We start from the raw sequence: 18,815 nt of genomic DNA on the forward strand, positions 1-18,815 counted from the left end.
CAACATGGAATGATATTCTATAAGTGCCTTAAAGATAAGGCAATGAATATAGAAATAAACCAATATTCATATCTCTCTTTTAAAAATAATAAAAAACAAAAGAAACCATTTTAAGACGCCAACACTTAAAATGGTTTTCTCATTTTAGACATATACATACAATCATCTATCTTTTCCACATTATTCATTTTCTTATGTGATAAAATTAATATAAGGAAGAAGGTGCACCTATGTGGAAACGTAACTATTATGTTTTGATCACATAACTTGCATAAATATTGACTAGTGAAAAAACAACGATTATTGGAAGAATACAAGACTTTGCTTCAAGCAACCTTTCTTATGATGTTCAACCTATATTCGTTTATACAACCATGTCCAGAAACTACAAAAGCCAAGATTTTTTTAATTTTAAAACACAGAAAATAGGAGGAATTATATATGTTTGAAAAAATTGATATTCATAGTCTAAACTTCAATCCTTTTGATAAGGTTGGAAAAGACTGGCTACTTATCAGTGCTACAAAAAACGGTAAAACCAACACTATGACTGCATCATGGGGAACTCTTGGTCACTTATGGAATAAGGATGTTGCGATTATCTTTATTCGTCCACAAAGATACACAAAAGAATTCGTTGATGAAAGTGAGATGTTCACCCTATCCTTCTTTGATGATAAACACAAAGAACTATCTTACTTAGGTACAAAATCAGGTAAGGATGAAGATAAGATTTCAAACGTAAACTTCCACATTGAAATGGTTGATGGAAATCCTACATTTAAAGAAGCTAAAGAAGTCTTTATTTGTAAGAAGCTCTATGTTGGAAAACTCGAAAAAGAACATTTCTTATTGCCTGAAATTTACGAAAAAAATTATCCACTTGATGATTTGCACTATGTATATATTGGAGAAATTACAAATGTCTATACAAACAAATAAAATTATTCATATCAATAACGAACACATATTTGGTGCTACTACACTAAAAGATATTACACTTCCTGAAAAGAACAATACTGCACTCCATGTGTGTATCGATCCAGAAGCTGTTATGATCAACCGCAAAAGATTAGCTGAAGAATTAAATATGCCTCTAGATCATTGGGCACTTCCTTGGCAAAAGCACACAAACAATATGGCACACGTTACTTCAAATGATAAAGGTAAGGGTGCCTATGATAAAAATACAAGCATTATGAATGTAGATGCCGTATATACGACAGAGCCAAACATTCTAATTGGCGTATTTACCGCGGATTGTTTAGGCATTCTCGTGGTTGATGAAACAACACCATGCATATGCGCCATTCATTCCGGATGGAAAGGAACCACTTTAGAAATCACTAAAAAATGCTTGAGCGAATTAATCGAAAAAGATTTGATTCACCCTGAATCCTGTCACATATATTTTTCTCCAAGCATTCAATTTGATTCTTTAGAAGTAGGTATGGAAGTTGTTGAACAGATGAAACAAATCAGCATCGATACGACACCATTCGTTCGCTATATGCCAAATGAAAAAGCCTATATTGATAATCAAGGTATTAACATTGAAATGTGTAAAGAATTAGGTATTCCAGCCAAAAACATTCATCCAAGTAAATATGATACAAAAAAAGAGTTCGATACATGTTTTAGCTATCGTAATGATAAACAAACAGGCGAACACTTTACCTTCGGATACATTAAATAAACCCAAGTCAGCAACTTGGGTTTTTTTGTCTTTCACGAAGACGATTATCTAAATTGACCTTACGATAGATTTCGGCATGCAGTTCATAAAAACTCATTGATTTCAGCATGTCCTTTTTTTCCTTCGAACAATCCGGTCTGTCTAAGTAGTATAGGAAATGCGAATCTTGACACATATAAATGACTACGGCAAGCCCACAATCGAGGACATACGTTCTGGCATAAACATTTTTTGGATTATGAACTAATTCTCTTGCGAAATCTTCTGGTTCAAGATGGACGACAGTACACATTTCTTATACCTCCTTTGACACTTGCATTATGTATGAACTATGGATTCTCCTCAATAGTCTAGTTTATATTTTTGGTTTTCCAAGTTTTTATTTACGATTCAAAAGTTTTTATTTCAATTTGAGTTGGCTACAAAAATTTTAATTTTTAACGCTATTTCTTGTCTCAATTCCATTACATTCATTTTTCTTAATTCTTCTTTTTTAGAAACATCGACATCAAGTCGATCCAAATAATAAAAATCCTCACCTTCATAATATCCATACACAATACCGGCAATTCCATTATCTAAAACAATCGGTGTGGGAATCAATTGTTTCTTCTTTTTCATCATTGCCTTCGCAAATTCAACCGGATTTAATCGAACTACCATATCTATCACATACTTTCTTTAGACAATCTCATTATGCACAGAAACAATATTGAATTCATTACCCACTTTCAAATTATTTGTATTCCCACTTTTTATTCTGTTTTCAAAATATTTCGTTTATAATTTAATTGGATTCAAAAGGAAAAAGGTGAAAACATGTCAAAGAAAAAAGAAGAACGACAACTTCAAATTCGTCAAATTCTTGAAAAAAAAGAAAAAATAAAAGTTGCAGAACTTGCTAAATTACTTTCTGTTACTCCAGAAACACTACGTAAAGATTTAGATGAACTACAAGAAAGAAAAATATTAGTTCGAGAACATGGCTACGCCAAAATTCAAAGTTCTTCTGTCGAAACATTTGTCGAGTTAAAAGCACAAAAAAATAAGGAAATGAAAAAAATTGTAGCCCTAGAAGCATTTAGCCGAATCGAAAATGGCATGACCGTATATTTGGATTCTGGAAGCACAATTTTAACGGCCATAAGCGCCTTACGAAACAAAAGCGACATCACCATTGTCACCAATTCTATTCTTGTAGCTTATGAATGTGCCAACATGAATTTAAATATCATTATGGCTGGCGGCTTATTATTCAATATAGGAAAAAGAACCTATGGACATTTCGCAACCGAAATCATCGACCATTTAAACATTGATTTAGCCATCATGGGAACAGATGCTTTCACTGAAAAGAGTCATGGATTTACCACCATTTCTGCCGATGAACTTGGTTTTAAACGCCACGTTATGAATCAATCCGCAAAAAAAATCATGATCAGTGATGCAAGTAAAGTCAATAATAAGGCAGATATTGCGCCTTATGCCTTTTGTAAATTTAATGAGTTCGATGAATTCATCACAAACCATTTAACACCAGAACAATATGATGTTGTAAAAACAGTCAAGAAAGTCACACAGGTGTAGCTTATGTCAAAAAAGAAAGATGAAAGACAATTCAAGATTCGTCAACTTCTACAGGAACATCCAAAAATCAAGATATCCGATTTATCGGATTACTTTCAAACTTCAAGTGAAACCATTCGTAAAGATATTATTGAACTCGAAGATTCTAAAATCATTAAAAAAGAGCATGGCTATGCGCTGCTTTTAGAAGAACCTGATGAAATGCCTATTTCATTAAGAAATCAAGAATATATTGAAGAAAAGAAACAAATCATGAAGCAAACTTGCACCTTTATCAAAGAAGGAATGGTTGTCTATTTAGATGCCGGTAGTACATGTCAAGCAGGTATTCCCTTTCTTCAATCCATTCATAATATTACGATTGTGACAAACTCCATTTTTGTAGCCTACAAATGCGCTAAACTAAATATGCACGTTATTTTGATTGGTGGAAACATTTCCAACAATGCCTATCGCTCTTATGGAAACTTCGCCAGTGAAACTATCGATTATATTCATATTGATGTTGCGATTTTAGGAACTAAAGGATTTAAAGACAACAATGGATTTACTACTTATGAAAATGAATATGAATTAAAGCGACACATTCTTCAACAAAGTGAAAAAATCATTGTGGTAACTGACAAAAATAAATTTAATGCACAACCTGAATACACGTACTGTAAATTCAAAGAAGTGGATGTATTTATTTCAAACCCATTAACTAAAGAAGAAAAAAATCAAATCCAAGTAATCCCAGAAATAATAGAGGCAGAAGTTTAAAAACTTCTGCCTTATGCGTATGGATGATCAATTGTGAGTACTAAATAAATCTTTTTATCCGATTCAATATGTTTTAAAAGCATTGCCTCTATTTCTTCTTGCGTATACTTTTCTTCAAACGGAATCACCAAATCAAACACCAAATTCACATGTGTTGGTCCTGACACAATTCTAAAATCATGAAATCCCCATTTCGGATCAATTTGATGAATAGCTTCTACCACTTTTGCACGATACAATTCGGTTTCTGGATCAATTACCTTTACTGGATCCATATGTAAAACTAAATCAATATTCATATTCTCTTTGACTTCACGCTCTATATTATCAATATGATCATGCGTTTCAAAGATATCTTTAGACGAATCCACTTCTACGTGAGCACTCGCAAAAATCTTATTTGGACCATAATTATGCAGCATCATATCATGCACACCTAAAATTGCAGGATGTGCCATGATCATATCTACAATATTGTGTACAAGTTCAGGATCCGGTGCTTCTCCAATTAAAGAATTAATCATATCTCTTAATAAGCCATAAGCTCCATAAAGGATAATTCCTGAAACTACAATACCCATATATCCATCTAGATTGAAGTGAAGAACTGGAGACAACAATGTCGATACAAGAACGGCTGTTGTTCCACATACATCACTAATTGAGTCCAATGCCGTTGCTTCTAATAGACTTGAATCATATGTTTTAGAAAGCTTCTTATTGTATGCATACATCCAAAATTTAACTATGATAGAAATTAAAAGAATAATGACGGATGCAATTCTAAAATCAATACTTCCCGGATGAATCACTTTAGAAATACTTTCTTTTGCGGTTTCAAAACCAAGAACTAAAATCAATATTCCCACAAATAATGATGCGATTGTTTCCGTTCTTTCATGACCAAATGGATGATCCTTATCTGCTGGCTTATTTGCGAGATGAAAAGATAAAATCGAAATAATATTCGAACCCGCATCTGTTAAGTTATTTACTCCGTCAGCTTGAATAGATACCGAATGTACAACGGTACCAATCACAAACTTAATCACAAATAAAAATAAGTTACTAAAGATTCCAACAATCCCCGATAATTTACCAATACTCGTTCTCACATTGGCATCTTTTGTATCTTGATAATTCTTTATAAATCTACGTACTAAAAAATTCATTATTTACCACCTTCAGTCTCTAAAGTATAGCTTACCTAAAGACAAAACACAAAACGAAATAGGTAGTACAATATAACTTTCATGTTGCAGCTTCATATGAAATCGTATACATTTTATGTGATGGAGGTACATTTTATGATTAATAAAATTAAGGTCTTGGCTGCCGACGTTGATATGACCCTCAGTTCTAAGGGCAGTCCCTTACCTGAAATCACAATACAAGCTTTAAAAGAACTTCATGATAAAAACGTAAAAATTGGTTTGGCAACTGGAAGAGAAATCACCGAAATGGAAAAAACGAAAGGAATCTTTTGGAATCTAGGCTTCGAGTTTGATTTCGTTATCGGAATGAATGGAGGTATGATCTATGATCGTAACCTGAATAAATCATTTACGATGGACATGTTAAGCGTTAAAGAAATGAAGGAAGTCTTAACTTTCTTGATGCCAATTATCGAAGAAAAGAAAGTGTCCGTAAACGTAGAAGGAAATCAACTTCGCAATGTTATGAATATCAGCGATGACTTATTAGATATGGCCAAACGTAAAAATATTCTACTTATCGATAAGACAGGTGATATTGATGGTTTTTGTGAAAAACCTGTTTATAAGTTCTTATTTAGGACAGACCCAGAAACAACGCAGCTTATCCGTGATCAAGTAGAAGAACAATATAAAGGGAAATACCAAACTATTGAAACATTCCCAGGAACTATCGAATTAATGTATAGTGGTTTCTCTAAAGGTAGAGGTTTAGAAATGTATTGTGAATGGAATCAGATTCACTTAGAAAATACAATTGCGTTTGGCGATAATGAAAACGATAATTCTTTACTACTCACAAGTGGATGGGGAGTCTGTCTAAAGGATGGCAATCCAAACACAAAAGCATTAGCGGATGACATTACAGACTATGATTGTCTTGAAGGTGGTGTTGGACATTATATATTTGATCATATATTAAACAACAAGGATGTGAAATTCTAAAGTTCCACATCCTTTTTCATTAAGAAAGACTTTTTCTGTGAAAAAGTCACACGTCATATTATTTTTCTCCTGTATTCTTTACTATTCGTGTACACCAATTTTAAAGAAAGAAAACCCAATCAGCATAATACTGATTGGGCTAATATTCTTAGTTATTTGAATGTAATAATTTATTTGGAATATACATTAAACCTCGTTTAAACACATCCCAAAAACTTAATGATCGAAGCATTCGATCTGCAGGTACATATTCTCTTATAGCACGCAGTGTTTTTTTGTTGTCTTTTGTAGAGAAAGTAAAGTATGTTTTCTCATTTATAAAAATCACAAATCGAGAAATACTTTTATTAAATAAGACACTCGCTTCTACTCGATCAATTGTATCCCATGGAATTTGAATACAATCTTCAACATTTCTTTCATTATAGAATTCAAACGCTTTATTTCCAACCATGACATTTCCATTTGTACTTAATCCTGCAAAAGATGTTGCCTTAATTGTTAAATCTACTTTTGAATTTAATGATTGTGCCATATGTACCTCCTTAAGCTATTACATAATTCCGATTACACGACCAATAATACCAACTACGAATAATGCGATGATAATTGTGATTGGAGAAACTTTCTTCTTCAATAATTTACAGCATAATAAAGTTAATAATAAAGCTGCAAGACCAGGAATCAATGAATCTAAGTTTTGTTGTAAAGTTGTAACTTTGATTTGATTTAAACCAGTAGCTCCTAATGAAGAATATTGTTCTAATGCACTCTTAATTCCGTCAGCGTTTCCTTTAATTTGTGACCAATCAATGTATGCACCTTCAGATTGAGTAACACTTGAAACAACTGGAGTAAACGAAATACTTACCCAACGTTGAACCAATGCACCAATGATAAACATACCTAAGATACTTGCACCTTGAGTGATTTTTCCAAGAAGTCCACCTGACATATCTTTAGCAATTTTAGTACCTACATTGTAACCAAATTCTTGTGTATACCACATGAATGCTAAACGAATTACGTTCCATAATACGAAGAATAAGATAGGTCCTAAAATGTTTCCACTTAATGCTAAAGAAGCACCTAAAGCACCTAAAATTGGACGCATTGTAAACCAGAATACTGGGTCACCAACACCAGCTAAAGGACCCATCATACCAACTTTAACACCTTGGATTGCAGTATCATCTACATTTTCACCATTTGCTTTTTCTTCTTCCAAAGCAAGTGTAACACCCATTACTGGACTTGACACATAAGGGTGAGTGTTATAGAACTCCATGTGACGTTTTAAAGCAGCAATTTGATCTTCCTTGTTAGAATATAATTTTTTGATTGCAGGAATAATTGAATAGCACCATCCACCATTTTGCATACGTTCATAGTTCCAAGAACCCTGAAGGAATTGATGACGCCACCAAACTTTTTTACGATCTTGTTTAGTTAATGTAATTTTTTCAGCCATTTTCATTTACCTCCTTCAAAATCCTAGTAATCATTCAAGATGTCACCTAATGGATCACCAGAACCAGTATTTGATCCTCCACCATTATTTTTAGCAGCATCTTTCAAACCTAAATAAACGATTGCGATAACAACACCAATAACACCTAAAGCAATTAGTGTGAATTCACTTACACAAGCAAATACGAAACCTAAAGCGAAGAATGGCCAAGTTTCCTTTGTAGCCATCATGTTGATAACCATTGCATAACCAACGGCAGCAACCATTCCTCCACCAACTGTCATACCACCAGATAACCAAGCTGGCATTGCATTTAATACGCCAGTTACAACTGAACTAGGTACGAAACATAATGCAGCAGCAGGAATCGCAATACGAACACCTTGTAAACAAATACCTACAATTTGCCAACGTTCAATTGCTCCAAAATCACCTTTTTCAGCAGCAGCATCCATGAAGTGAACAATTGGGATTGCAATTGTACGGCAAATCATAGTTAAGAATAAACCAGCTACTGATAATGGAATAGCTACGGCAATTGCTGTAGAAATAGCAGTTGTAGTATCTGTAGTTCCACCATTTAAACCTAAAACCATGATAATTGCAGAAGCAACTGAAGCTAGTGCAGCATCAGGTGCAACAGCTGCACCAATGTTTGCCCAACCTAAAGCCATCAACTGCAAAGAACCACCTAACATAACACCTTCTTTTAAGTGACCAGTAACCAAACCAATTAATGTACATGCTACTAATGGTTGGTGGAATTCAAATTGGTCAAGAATTCCTTCCATACCGGCTAAGAAGGCAACAATTATAACTAAAATAATGCTAATCGCTGACATAATAATCTCCCTCTAAATTTACTTTAATTCTGTTTTTGCTTTTTTAAGAATTTCATCGAAGTTTTCAGGTGAATCTGTTGGCACCTTACGAACATCAATCTTAATTCCCATTGCTAATAATTCATCAAATGTTTTTACATCATCACTTCCCATAGAAACGGCCTTTGTACATACAACCTTTCCTTGTGAGTGTGCCATGGAACCTAAGTTCAATTCTTTAATATCCACTCCACCTTTGATAGCTCTTAATGCATCTTGTGGTGTTTCAAACAACAACATCGCTTTTGTAGCTCCAAAACGAGGATCTTTCGCGACCTGGATCATCTTATCAATTGGAACGACATTTGCTTTTACTCCTGGAGGAGCTGCCTGTTCGATCATGCTCTTTCTTAAATCGTCATGAGCTACATTGTCACTAACAACAATGATACGGTTTGGCCCAACTGTCTTTGTCCAAGCTGTGGCTACCTGACCATGAAGTAAACGTGTATCAATACGTGCTAAACCATATTTGATATGTCCATCTCCAAGGACTGTTCCTTCAGGAATTGCTCCTTGAGGTGCTGCACTTACTTCTGCTTTCTTTTCTTCTTTTGGTTCTAATTCTTTTGGATTGATCTGTACACCCTCTTGTGCAGTCTGCATGACGTGTGCTGCAATTTCGTGTGCTTTCTCCATTGAGAATCTAGAAGCATACGTTTCAATCAACATAGGCAAATTCAATCCTGTGACAATTGCCCATTTGTCTTCGTGACCATCTAACAAGGCACTTGCCTGATTGAATGGAGTTCCTCCCCATAGGTCAACTAAGAACAATACTTCTTCTTGATTTTCAAAAGAAGCGATCGCATCTTCCATCTTCTTTCGAATGTCTTCAGGTCCTTCACTAGGCATCAAAGTACAAGGCTTTACATTGGCTTGTTCACCAAAAATCATAGCTCCTGACTGGAAGATACCATTCGCAAATTCACCATGACTTGCAAGAATAATTCCTACCATATATTTTCATCCTTTCTTAGAAATTCAATACGCAAAAAAAAGACAGACATATACATTTAAACTGAAGATATACAATAAACCAATAAAGATTATATCTTCAATCAAAATAGTAAATGCCTGCCTAACCAGTTACACGCTATTGAATATTCACTTTTTACATCTGAAAATGTACCACTTTCTGAAAGCGTTGTCAACATTTTTCACGAAATAATCGTACTTGATAAAATTCTTTCCAAGTGTAAAGCCAAATACCCCAACTCCGAATCTGGCAAATCTTTATGCAAAACATGACTCAATTGTTCACATAAAACACGAGCCTGTTCATAAGCAAATGGAAACTTTTCTTTTGTGAACTCTGTAATATCCATCTGCAATTTCTCATCATTATTCAGTCTCAACAACAAAAATTTAATATGATTCATTAAACGAATATATGACAATGAATTCGCATCAATACGAATATTTAAATCGGCCTGTAATTTCTTGAAGAATTCACGAATCACACGCATAACTTCCATAGACTGCCCTACTTTATTTACCGATATAGCCGAGTGAATATGTAAGGTGATAAACGCAATTTCATCTGCATTTATTTCCTCATGCGTATATTTTTCAATAATATCCTTTGCCTTTAATGCTACTGAATACTCATCCGGAAACATAAGTTGAATATCCATATTAAATGGATTTGATGGAAAATCCTTCTCTTTAATTCTTTTTACCGCAAAATAAATATGATCCGCTAAAGATAATAGAATATCGTGTTCTACTTTACCAAATCTTTCTTTTGTTAAAGTAATAATTTCAGATGAAATTTCAATATACATTGGATCAATGTAATCAAAAATATTATTCGACTTCTGTTTCGCCTGATATGACTTTTGCATCTTATACTGCTTTGCATTACGAGGAACATCCACATTTTCCCCTTGTTTTTTACCAAAACCAATTCCTTTAGACATCACAATTATTTCTTCATTTTCTTTTAAAACCAAGATTGTATTATGATTCAAAACCTTTAAAATTTCATACATATCCATTATCCCTTTACCCTTAACATCATATCATGACATTGCATTTTTCCATATTTTTTTTCTATTTCTGCACCATCTTTTATTTTCGTAAATACAACTATAATATTCTCATCCAACGCATTTTCTTTGATATACGTTAGATCTGCATTCCATAAAATATCTCCCGCTTTTATTTTCTGGTTTGGTTTTACCAACAATTCAAATCCTTTGCCATTTAATTTCGCCGAATCCGTGCCAAAATGAATTAAAATTTGTGTATTGTCATCAATTGTAATACCAATCGCATGCTTTGTTGGATAAATCATTGAAATAACTCCATCACACGGCGCCACAACAACACCATCACACGGACGAATCATAATACCATCACCCATTAATTTATGCGCAAACATAGAATCCGATGCATCTTCTATCGGCATTACTTCCCCATTTACTAAACATTCAAGTTCCAACTGTGTTTTTGTTTCCAAAACAACTTCTTTATCCTCAAAATCATAACTTTCCGGCACATTCAACATATACTCATCCAGTTTTGTCTTTATATTCGAAGCCTGAGGGCCATAAATAATTTGAATTGCATTTGGCTGACACATAATAGCTGCAGCCCCCGATTTTTTTAACAACCCTTCATTTATTAAAGTATCATCTTTGATTGTCGCTCTTAATCTTGTGATGCAACAATCCAAATCCGTAAAGTTACTTCGCCCACCTAAGCCTTGAACAATCATTTGACTTCTTGGATCAATCAAAGATTTATCAAAACTAAAATCATACTTTTTCTTATCAAACACCTTAATGCTTTCGTCTCTTCCAGGTGTTTTTAAATCGTATTTTACAATCAAGAACTTAAATACCCCATAATACACAAAGAAATATACTAAGCCAAGCAAAACCACAGTTATCCAATTTGTCTTCGCATTTCCCTGCAAAATCCCAAACAATGTAAAATCAAGCAATCCGGCTGAAAAAGTAAATCCAATCGCAACCTGTAAAGCTTGTGCAACCACAAAACATGTAGCGGCTAATAACACATGAACAACATATAATAATGGCGCCACAAACAAGAAAGAGAATTCAATCGGCTCTGTAATTCCTGTTAATGCACTCGTTAAAGCAGCCGATAGCAATAAACTTGCCGTCTTTTTTTTAGCTTCTGGATTTGCGCACTGATACATGGCTAAGGCTGCTCCTGGCAAGCCAAAAATCATAAATATAAATTCTCCCGAGAAAAATTTAGTTGCGTTCACACTAAAATGAGTCACACTTGGATCGGATAGTTGCGCAAAGAAAATATTCTGCGCTCCAGATACCATTGAACCATTCACCATTTGCACACCGCCTAAAGCACTCTGATAAAATGGCATGTACCAAACGTGATGCAAGCCAAAAGGAACTAAACTACGCTTAATAATTCCATAAATAAAAGTTCCAAAATAGCCAGAATCCGATATCAATCGGCCTAAATTATAAACGCCATGTTGTAATGGTGGCCAAACAAAATACATAATTACACCAACAAATACATATGTAACAGCACAAACAATCGGAACAAAGCGTTCTCCTTCATAAAAAGAAATCACATTTGGCAATTGAATCTGATAAAACCGATTATGCAAATAACTAACACCAAGTCCAACTATAATTCCGCCAAACACACCCATTTCAAGCGACAAAATTCCACATACCGAAGTGATAGATCCATCTAGAATATAATTTGAAACTACACCATTGACAATACTACCATCCAAGCAGAGTAACGTATTGATTGTGGCATGCATTACAAAAAAGGCAATAATAGCTGCAAGAGCAGCGACTTCTTTTCTTCGCTTAGACATTCCTAAAGCTATAGAAACCGCAAAAATCAAGGGTAAATTATCAAATAAAACTTTGCCTACTTGTTTCAATAAAATTAAAACACTATATAAAAAGGTTCCTTGCCCTAATACCGATTCTAAATGCAATGCAGCTATCGTTGTTTCATTGGTTAAAGAACTTCCTACACCCAAAAAAATACCTGCTACAGGAAGCACTGCAATAGGTAACATAAAGGATTTTCCCATCCTTTGTAAAAAACTAAACACATGATGTTGTTTCATTTATTAACACCTCTACTGTATTTATGATGATAAATGACATTTGTCAAAAAGTCCATAAAAAAAAGGCAATGAAGCTTTCATAAGAAAAAAGTAGAAATCAGATTTCTACTTGATTAAATATGTTCTTTGATAAAAGAAGAAATTGTTTCTTCTACTTTATCACGTGCTTCTATAGATGCGAAGTCATGTCCTCCATTTGAAACTTTATGGAACTTGGCATTTTGATACCCCTGAGCATAACGTATGCAAGTTTCTTCATCCACTTGATCATCATCATCTGCACGCATCAACATAACAGGACCATTATATCCTTTAGCTTCTGTAAAAGGATCTGGATGTTTTGCCATTTCATTATTAAAAGATGCCTTAAAACATACACTCTCTATATCAATATAATCTTGTCCCATTTGTTGCATAGCCTCTGCCATTTGATCACAACTAAACCACAAGCGAGCACCTGGACATAATAAAATTAAACCATGAGGCTGAATTTTAGGCGCACAAGAAGCGGCAATATAGCCACCCATACTATGTCCAGATAAAAACATTTTTTCTGCATCTACATAAGGCTGTTTTGCGACCCACGCAAAGATATCTTCTGCATCAGCATATAAACCATCAAAACTCACATCTTCATAATCGCCATCACTTTCACCATTTCCATGAAAACTAAAGCGAGCACTCCCAATGCCTTGTTTTGCCAAAACACGAGATGTATGTGCATTCATAGATCTATAGCCACTGCAATTACTGCCAAAGCCATGTAGATGCACCATAAAAGGTACCGGTCCTTGTGTATTAGGCAAAGTTACAATTCCACGAAGAATATATCCCGAGCGATTTTTAAATTCAACTTGTAAAATGTTCATAAGTAAATTTTCTCCTTTTACGAAAAGGCAATGAAGCATCCATCTTCATTGCCTAAGTATCCTTCCTTTAAATTATATTATATTAAATCTCACCACGACGTTTTTTAAGTTCAATTACGTTTTCCTCAACACGTTTTTTATTCAATGGATAAATAAACGCTAATGCTGCCGCAACAGCCACTAAACCAACAATTGGAATAATACATGAAATATTGAAGATTCCATTTACAACTTCTGGATCAAATGCTGTAGCTGATGTATATCCAATCAACGTTAAGAATCCACCAATCATACCACTTGATAAGGCTTGTCCAATCTTACGTGCAAAGGAGTATACGGAATAGATTGTACCATCTTCACGAATACCATTTTTAACTTCTGAATCATCAATTACATCTGTAATCATCGCCCAGATGATCATGTTGAAGAATCCTAAACTTACATATGCAACTGTATAGATTGCTACATATACAAATGGATTAGCTGGTTTTGCGATCAAACAAATCAAATAAACAGCAGCACCAAATAAACATGAACCAATTGATAATTCTTTTTTACCAAATTTATCTGCTAATTTTGTTGATAAAGGAGCACAAATTACAATTGTCGCAACAGTACCACCTAAAGCAGCAACGGATTGTGCAGCCGGACTTCCATAATAGTTAGGGAATACATAAGATGACATTCCTGACATTCCAAGCATTGCCAATAATAACAAGATGGAAGCTAAGATGATACCAATCAATGAACGGTTAGAGAATAAGCTCTTCATCAAATCACCAAAGTTAAACTTTGTATTGTTTTGAGGCACTTCTACACGTTCAGTAACTAAGTTAAAACATAATAAATAGCAGCCAACAGCTAATAAACCTAAAACAGCAGCAATGATAGTCATACGACTTCCAGATAATACGGTATTTCCATTGACTGTTTCATATGCGAATAATGGAGCACCAACACCAATAATTAAAGCAGCTAAAGTTCCACCAACAGAACGCCAAGTTGATAAACTTGCTCTGTCTTTGGCATCCGCTGAAATGGCAGATGCCATTGAACCAAAAGGAATATTGATTGAAGTATAGAAAACACTTCCCCACAATAAGTATGTCACTGTCATCCATACAACTTTAAATGTATATGACATGTTCGCAAATCCACCTTGGAATACCATGAAACTAGAAATCGCCACAGGACCAGCCATACGACGAATCCATGGTTTAAATTTTCCATCTTTTGTAGGCTTTGAGCGATCTACAATCTGCCCCATTGTAACATCGGTAAAGGCATCCACAAATCTTGCAGCCATCATTAACACACCAACAACACCAGCGCTAATCCCCATAACATCTGTATAGAATTTCAACATGAAGATTGATGATAACATAAACGTAAAGTCGTTACCAAAATCTCCAAACATATAGCCAACTTTGTCTCTAAGTCCAAAAGGACGGACAACTTTATTATCTTTACTCATATTCTCTCCTCTATTTTTTATTATTTCTTAATTTTAATTAATTTCGCATTCAAGCTTTCAATAAATCCATCTGGTAAGATGTTACCAGCTAATTCCTTGATTTTCTCCAAGTTCATGCCCTTCATCATATCCCACATACCTTCTCCAGGTACAACATTGAAATTAGTCGCAAGCTTCATAGCTGTTTGCGTAATTTTGAATGCTTCTTGATTCTTAGCCAACTCTTCTAATGTATCTTTGATACTGTACATTCCTTCTGGAAATTCCATTGGAGCTTTAAGATCTAAATCGCCAACCATCTTAAACCAGTTCGCAACACCTTCTGCACGAATCTTCGTATCTGGTAATAAATATACTTCTGGTTCAGTTTCTACTTTTTCCAAAGTAATGCTGTCTTTTACATCACCCGCAACAGCTAATACTGTATTGAAGCCATCTTTTAATGCTACATTGAACACAAATACTTTATCGGCACTTAATTCCTGTACCAATTCACCATTTAGATATAACGCTACACTTGGCTGGTTTGAATACACACGAATTTGAGTTGTTTCTCCAGCTCTTTGTGCATAGCGACTTCCACATACATGTACCATTGGTTCTGCATTCCAATATGCTTTATAAATGAAGTAGCTGTCTTTCTTTGTCTTACGATCCATTGTGACTAGACCCTTGTTGTTACGACCTTTAACTCCACCTTCATCACGTGCTGCACATCCAAAGTCAAACATATTCCATACATGACTTGACCAGATCCAAGGACGATCATTCAATACTTTAGCCATATGTTCATGGTACAATGCCTGATATTCTTCACTGTAGTCTTTGCAGGCAGGGTTTGGTCCATGATATGTAATAATACCTTCACAACCATATTCAGATAGACCTAGACATAAATCTGGATGTTTTTCATGGAACATGTCTAACCAAGGACCATTGTCCTCCATCTTTCCTCCATACCATCCGAAATAGTGGTTGTAGCTGATCACATCTGTAATTTCATGCATTGGACTATCCACTGGAGTCATACTTACATGTGCAATTGTAGTTAAACGAGATGGATCCAATTTCTTAGCCAACGCATTCAATTCTTTATGGTTTTCCACCAACTTTTCACTGATTCCACCAATCAAGATTTCATTTGAGATTCCCCAGAAACAAATAGATGGGTGATTGTAGTTTTGTATGATCAATTCTTTCAACTGATTGATACAATCCTGATGAGCTTCTGGCGCTGTATTGAATACACTGATAAATGGAATTTCAGCCCATACAACAAATCCTAATTCATCACAAGCATCATAGAAATCTTGACTGTGTTGATAGTGAGCCAAACGAATCGTGTTTGCCCCTAGATCCTTGATGATTCTTGCATCTTCATAGTGATCTTCACGAGTCAACGCATTTCCTTTATATAACATATCCTGGTGACGACTTACACCACGTAAAGGTGTTTCTACTCCATTGATAATAAATCCTTTATTTGAATCACACGAGAAGCTACGAACGCCTGTTTTTACTGTAACTTCATCAAATGTTTCATTACGTCTTTGTAGTTTCGCTGTCACTGTATATAAGTATGGATTGTCGATATCCCAGTTTGTCGTATCTGGAACAAAGACTGAAACTTTTGTAGAATCTGCAGGACGACAAGCTGAAGCCACTTCTTTTCCATCGGCATCCAAGATTGAATACAATACGGTGAAGTTTTCATCAGCATCCTTTACGAAAGATTCGATTTCGAAGTTGGCACCACCATCACAAGGATAAGGCATCACTTTAATTCCAGGACCACCATAGTACTCTAAATCAAAGTGAGCTTCTGTTGTACAAATGATGTTGACTCCACGATACAAACCTCCATAGAAAGTAAAATCTGCACTTTGAGGATATACACTGTCTTTATATTCATTACTGCAAGCAATCACTAATAAGTTTTCTTCATCTTCTTTGCACAAATCAGTAACATCCGCACGGAAGATTGAATATCCACCTTCATGATATGTAACCTTAGTACCATTCACATACACTGTAGCTTGTTGGCCAGCAGCCAATACTTCTACAAATACTTTAGAACCACCAAACGCTTGCGTTGGAGTTTTAAATGTTTTCGCATACCAGTAGTTTCCACGATCATACGAACCATTTCCATCATGTCCATCTACCGCATTCCAAGTATGAGGTAAATTCACTGTTTGCCAGTCTGTCGGCATAACATTAACAAGTCCAACGTCTTTTTGAATAAATTGCCAATTGTCATTCAAATTAATAATTTTACGCATCTTATTTCTCCTTTTTTATCATTTTTACCAAACACAAATCTTACTTATAGTGTAAACGCTATCAATTTTGTTGGTGAGTAATTTTTTTACCTTCACTAGCAATATTTTTATATACCTTAAAATATTTATGTATTTGCGTATGCACTTTCATTTGTTTTGACTTTGCACACATAACATACGATAATATACACAATGGAGAAAAAACATGAATTACGAAAAAGAATATAATTTTGTGGTTAATTTTTTAAACAAACTAAACATTCAAACCACTCTTTTTAATATAGATGAAGATGAAGCCCCTAAATTTGATTTAGGGCTAAGAGAAACAATATATGATAAGGATATTTATAAAAAGTTTTTTAGCTCTTTTCCTTCTACAGGCAAGCCAAATACGATTTATCACATAAACGATAAATTTTTATGTCAATATTTCGTTATTCAACTTCCTAATAATCCTGGCGCTTATTTTATGGCTGGTCCCTATACAGATTTCATATTAACGGATGAAGTCCTTTTAAAATTAGCTGATCAATATAATTTTTCCCCTCAAATTTTTGCACAATTAAAAAAATATTATACAAGAATCCCTTTCATTAAAGACAAAGAATACTTATTATCTTTATTTATGGCTTTCGGTGAATCTTTATGGGATGGCGTTGATAATTATTCGATTGAAAAAGTAAATCCAAATACATTTGACTATTACGATCCTGCAACAAACAATGAAAAGGTAAAAAAAGAAAGTCCCATTCTTGTGATGAATACATTAGAAGCAAGATATAAAAAAGAAAATGACCTTTTTCAAGCTGTTTCAAAAGGATTGATGCATAAAGCTGAACTCTATATGCTTAACAATCGTATCTCCACTATGGAGACACGATTAAACGATCCAATTCGTGATATTAAAAACTATACAATTATTTTAAAGACAGTTTTAAGACTAGCGGCTGAACAAGGCAAAGTACATCCTATCTACATCGATGCTCTTTCAAGTCAGTTTGCCAAACAAATCGAGGCTATAACTTCCATTCAAAGTGGATTACAGCTACAGATGGATATGGTGAAAGAATATTGTTTATTAGTCAAAAAACATTGCAGCAACAACTATTCTTTACCTATTCAAAGAGTCATCACATATATTGATACGGATTTAACAGCGGACCTTAGTTTAAAAGCACTCTCAGACTCATTAAATATAAATTCAAGTTACTTATCTACATTGTTTAAAAAAGAAACGGGCATGACACTTACAAACTATGTCAATAAAAAAAGAATTGAACATGCCGTCTATCTACTTAGTTCAACAGATATGCAGATTCAAAACATTGCCCAATATTGTGGTATTCCTGATGTAAATTACTTTACCAAGATCTTTAAGAAAGTAATGAACAAAACACCAAGTGAATTCAAAGAAGAAATGAGATAAAAAAGCTAGGACAAGCCTAGCGTACAATAATATAAATCATATAAATGACATATACGAGGATCGTAAAGATCCCCTTTTTTCTTGTCATTGTATCTCCCTTTTTCGCAATACCATAAAT

At 34.4% G+C, this 18,815-nt stretch carries 18 protein-coding genes; 6 read left to right on the forward strand and 12 right to left on the reverse strand.

The window, feature by feature from the left end; all coding sequences use genetic code 11:
* The first annotated feature begins 441 nt into the window (after positions 1-441).
* Both NE544_RS09785 and NE544_RS09790 read left to right on the forward strand, forming a co-directional pair.
* Positions 442-942, forward strand: a complete 501-nt coding sequence (locus NE544_RS09785) for a flavin reductase (protein ID WP_118116479.1) — start codon at positions 442-444, stop codon at positions 940-942.
* Positions 923-1,696, forward strand: a complete 774-nt coding sequence (locus NE544_RS09790; protein ID WP_256269201.1) for a polyphenol oxidase family protein — start codon at positions 923-925, stop codon at positions 1,694-1,696. Before NE544_RS09785 ends, NE544_RS09790 begins: the two co-directional genes overlap by 20 nt.
* Positions 1,697-1,703: 7 nt before the next feature.
* Here NE544_RS09790 and NE544_RS09795 read toward each other — a convergent pair whose 3' ends face one another.
* Positions 1,704-1,988, reverse strand: coding sequence for a hypothetical protein (locus NE544_RS09795; protein WP_117925998.1), 285 nt, complete (start codon positions 1,986-1,988; stop codon positions 1,704-1,706).
* A 113-nt stretch (positions 1,989-2,101) separates the two neighbouring features.
* The gene (locus NE544_RS09800) at positions 2,102-2,359 is read right to left on the reverse strand and encodes a hypothetical protein (RefSeq protein WP_118116485.1); all 258 of its coding nucleotides are present in this window, start codon (positions 2,357-2,359) and stop codon (positions 2,102-2,104) included.
* A 156-nt stretch (positions 2,360-2,515) separates the two neighbouring features.
* Here NE544_RS09800 and NE544_RS09805 point away from each other — a divergent pair, with 156 nt between their 5' ends.
* Both NE544_RS09805 and NE544_RS09810 read left to right on the forward strand, forming a co-directional pair.
* Complete coding sequence (locus NE544_RS09805; RefSeq protein WP_256269202.1) at positions 2,516-3,283, forward strand: DeoR/GlpR family DNA-binding transcription regulator; 768 nt, start codon at positions 2,516-2,518, stop codon at positions 3,281-3,283.
* Between the two features lie 3 nt (positions 3,284-3,286).
* Positions 3,287-4,045, forward strand: a complete 759-nt coding sequence (locus tag NE544_RS09810; protein ID WP_256269203.1) for a DeoR/GlpR family DNA-binding transcription regulator — start codon at positions 3,287-3,289, stop codon at positions 4,043-4,045.
* An 11-nt stretch (positions 4,046-4,056) separates the two neighbouring features.
* Here the strand turns inward: NE544_RS09810 and NE544_RS09815 are convergent, their stop codons facing one another.
* Complete coding sequence (locus tag NE544_RS09815) at positions 4,057-5,217, reverse strand: cation diffusion facilitator family transporter (protein WP_256269204.1); 1,161 nt, start codon at positions 5,215-5,217, stop codon at positions 4,057-4,059.
* 135 nt (positions 5,218-5,352) lie between these two features.
* On the opposite strand from NE544_RS09815, the gene NE544_RS09820 reads away from it, so the two are divergent.
* Complete coding sequence (locus tag NE544_RS09820) at positions 5,353-6,204, forward strand: HAD-IIB family hydrolase (RefSeq protein WP_256269205.1); 852 nt, start codon at positions 5,353-5,355, stop codon at positions 6,202-6,204.
* A gap of 148 nt (positions 6,205-6,352) precedes the next feature.
* Here the strand turns inward: NE544_RS09820 and NE544_RS09825 are convergent, their stop codons facing one another.
* The 9 genes from NE544_RS09825 to NE544_RS09865 form a co-directional block, all read right to left on the reverse strand.
* Entirely contained in the window at positions 6,353-6,739 is a 387-nt protein-coding gene (locus NE544_RS09825; RefSeq protein ID WP_117926010.1) for a DUF956 family protein, read from the reverse strand.
* A gap of 18 nt (positions 6,740-6,757) precedes the next feature.
* Complete coding sequence (locus NE544_RS09830; protein WP_118319048.1) at positions 6,758-7,675, reverse strand: PTS system mannose/fructose/sorbose family transporter subunit IID; 918 nt, start codon at positions 7,673-7,675, stop codon at positions 6,758-6,760.
* Between the two features lie 23 nt (positions 7,676-7,698).
* On the reverse strand, positions 7,699-8,517 hold the full coding sequence (locus NE544_RS09835; protein ID WP_227991057.1) for a PTS mannose/fructose/sorbose transporter subunit IIC: 819 nt from the start codon (positions 8,515-8,517) through the stop codon (positions 7,699-7,701).
* An 18-nt stretch (positions 8,518-8,535) separates the two neighbouring features.
* A complete protein-coding gene (locus NE544_RS09840; RefSeq protein WP_256269206.1) occupies positions 8,536-9,516 on the reverse strand; it encodes a PTS sugar transporter subunit IIB in 981 nt (326 codons plus the stop codon).
* Between the two features lie 200 nt (positions 9,517-9,716).
* On the reverse strand, positions 9,717-10,550 hold the full coding sequence (locus NE544_RS09845) for a PRD domain-containing protein (protein WP_256269207.1): 834 nt from the start codon (positions 10,548-10,550) through the stop codon (positions 9,717-9,719).
* 5 nt (positions 10,551-10,555) lie between these two features.
* Positions 10,556-12,595: a PTS transporter subunit IIABC gene (locus NE544_RS09850; protein WP_256269208.1), complete on the reverse strand. Its 2,040-nt coding sequence runs from the start codon at positions 12,593-12,595 to the stop codon at positions 10,556-10,558.
* A gap of 164 nt (positions 12,596-12,759) precedes the next feature.
* Positions 12,760-13,515 (reverse strand): S9 family peptidase, encoded by a 756-nt coding sequence (locus NE544_RS09855; RefSeq protein WP_256269209.1) that lies wholly within the window; start codon positions 13,513-13,515, stop codon positions 12,760-12,762.
* A gap of 82 nt (positions 13,516-13,597) precedes the next feature.
* Complete coding sequence (locus NE544_RS09860; RefSeq protein ID WP_256269210.1) at positions 13,598-14,989, reverse strand: MFS transporter; 1,392 nt, start codon at positions 14,987-14,989, stop codon at positions 13,598-13,600.
* Positions 14,990-15,009: 20 nt separating this feature from the next.
* Entirely contained in the window at positions 15,010-17,271 is a 2,262-nt protein-coding gene (locus NE544_RS09865; RefSeq protein WP_256269211.1) for a glycoside hydrolase family 2 protein, read from the reverse strand.
* Positions 17,272-17,476: 205 nt separating this feature from the next.
* Here NE544_RS09865 and NE544_RS09870 point away from each other — a divergent pair, with 205 nt between their 5' ends.
* A complete protein-coding gene (locus tag NE544_RS09870) occupies positions 17,477-18,697 on the forward strand; it encodes an AraC family transcriptional regulator (RefSeq protein WP_256269212.1) in 1,221 nt (406 codons plus the stop codon).
* The last annotated feature ends 118 nt before the right edge of the window (positions 18,698-18,815 follow it).

The organism is Holdemanella sp. MSK.7.32 (assembly GCF_024460475.1).
In the GTDB taxonomy this organism is placed as follows: Bacteria; Bacillota_I; Bacilli_A; order Erysipelotrichales; family Erysipelotrichaceae; genus Holdemanella.

What these genes read in the sequence shown, in the direction of transcription:
- NE544_RS09800 (WP_118116485.1), bottom strand. Translation starts at nt 2,359, where the DNA reads ATGGTAGTTCGATTAAATCCGGTTGAATTTGCGAAGGCAATGATGAAA.
- NE544_RS09840 (WP_256269206.1), bottom strand. Translation starts at nt 9,516, where the DNA reads ATGGTAGGAATTATTCTTGCAAGTCATGGTGAATTTGCGAATGGTATC.
- NE544_RS09785 (WP_118116479.1), top strand. Translation starts at nt 442, where the DNA reads ATGTTTGAAAAAATTGATATTCATAGTCTAAACTTCAATCCTTTTGAT.
- NE544_RS09790 (WP_256269201.1), top strand. Translation starts at nt 923, where the DNA reads ATGTCTATACAAACAAATAAAATTATTCATATCAATAACGAACACATA.
- NE544_RS09865 (WP_256269211.1), bottom strand. Translation starts at nt 17,271, where the DNA reads ATGCGTAAAATTATTAATTTGAATGACAATTGGCAATTTATTCAAAAA.
- NE544_RS09830 (WP_118319048.1), bottom strand. Translation starts at nt 7,675, where the DNA reads ATGGCTGAAAAAATTACATTAACTAAACAAGATCGTAAAAAAGTTTGG.
- NE544_RS09810 (WP_256269203.1), top strand. Translation starts at nt 3,287, where the DNA reads ATGTCAAAAAAGAAAGATGAAAGACAATTCAAGATTCGTCAACTTCTA.
- NE544_RS09835 (WP_227991057.1), bottom strand. Translation starts at nt 8,517, where the DNA reads ATGTCAGCGATTAGCATTATTTTAGTTATAATTGTTGCCTTCTTAGCC.
- NE544_RS09820 (WP_256269205.1), top strand. Translation starts at nt 5,353, where the DNA reads ATGATTAATAAAATTAAGGTCTTGGCTGCCGACGTTGATATGACCCTC.
- NE544_RS09855 (WP_256269209.1), bottom strand. Translation starts at nt 13,515, where the DNA reads ATGAACATTTTACAAGTTGAATTTAAAAATCGCTCGGGATATATTCTT.
- NE544_RS09815 (WP_256269204.1), bottom strand. Translation starts at nt 5,217, where the DNA reads ATGAATTTTTTAGTACGTAGATTTATAAAGAATTATCAAGATACAAAA.
- NE544_RS09795 (WP_117925998.1), bottom strand. Translation starts at nt 1,988, where the DNA reads ATGTGTACTGTCGTCCATCTTGAACCAGAAGATTTCGCAAGAGAATTA.
- NE544_RS09805 (WP_256269202.1), top strand. Translation starts at nt 2,516, where the DNA reads ATGTCAAAGAAAAAAGAAGAACGACAACTTCAAATTCGTCAAATTCTT.
- NE544_RS09860 (WP_256269210.1), bottom strand. Translation starts at nt 14,989, where the DNA reads ATGAGTAAAGATAATAAAGTTGTCCGTCCTTTTGGACTTAGAGACAAA.
- NE544_RS09850 (WP_256269208.1), bottom strand. Translation starts at nt 12,595, where the DNA reads ATGTTACCTATTGCAGTGCTTCCTGTAGCAGGTATTTTTTTGGGTGTA.
- NE544_RS09825 (WP_117926010.1), bottom strand. Translation starts at nt 6,739, where the DNA reads ATGGCACAATCATTAAATTCAAAAGTAGATTTAACAATTAAGGCAACA.
- NE544_RS09870 (WP_256269212.1), top strand. Translation starts at nt 17,477, where the DNA reads ATGAATTACGAAAAAGAATATAATTTTGTGGTTAATTTTTTAAACAAA.
- NE544_RS09845 (WP_256269207.1), bottom strand. Translation starts at nt 10,550, where the DNA reads ATGTATGAAATTTTAAAGGTTTTGAATCATAATACAATCTTGGTTTTA.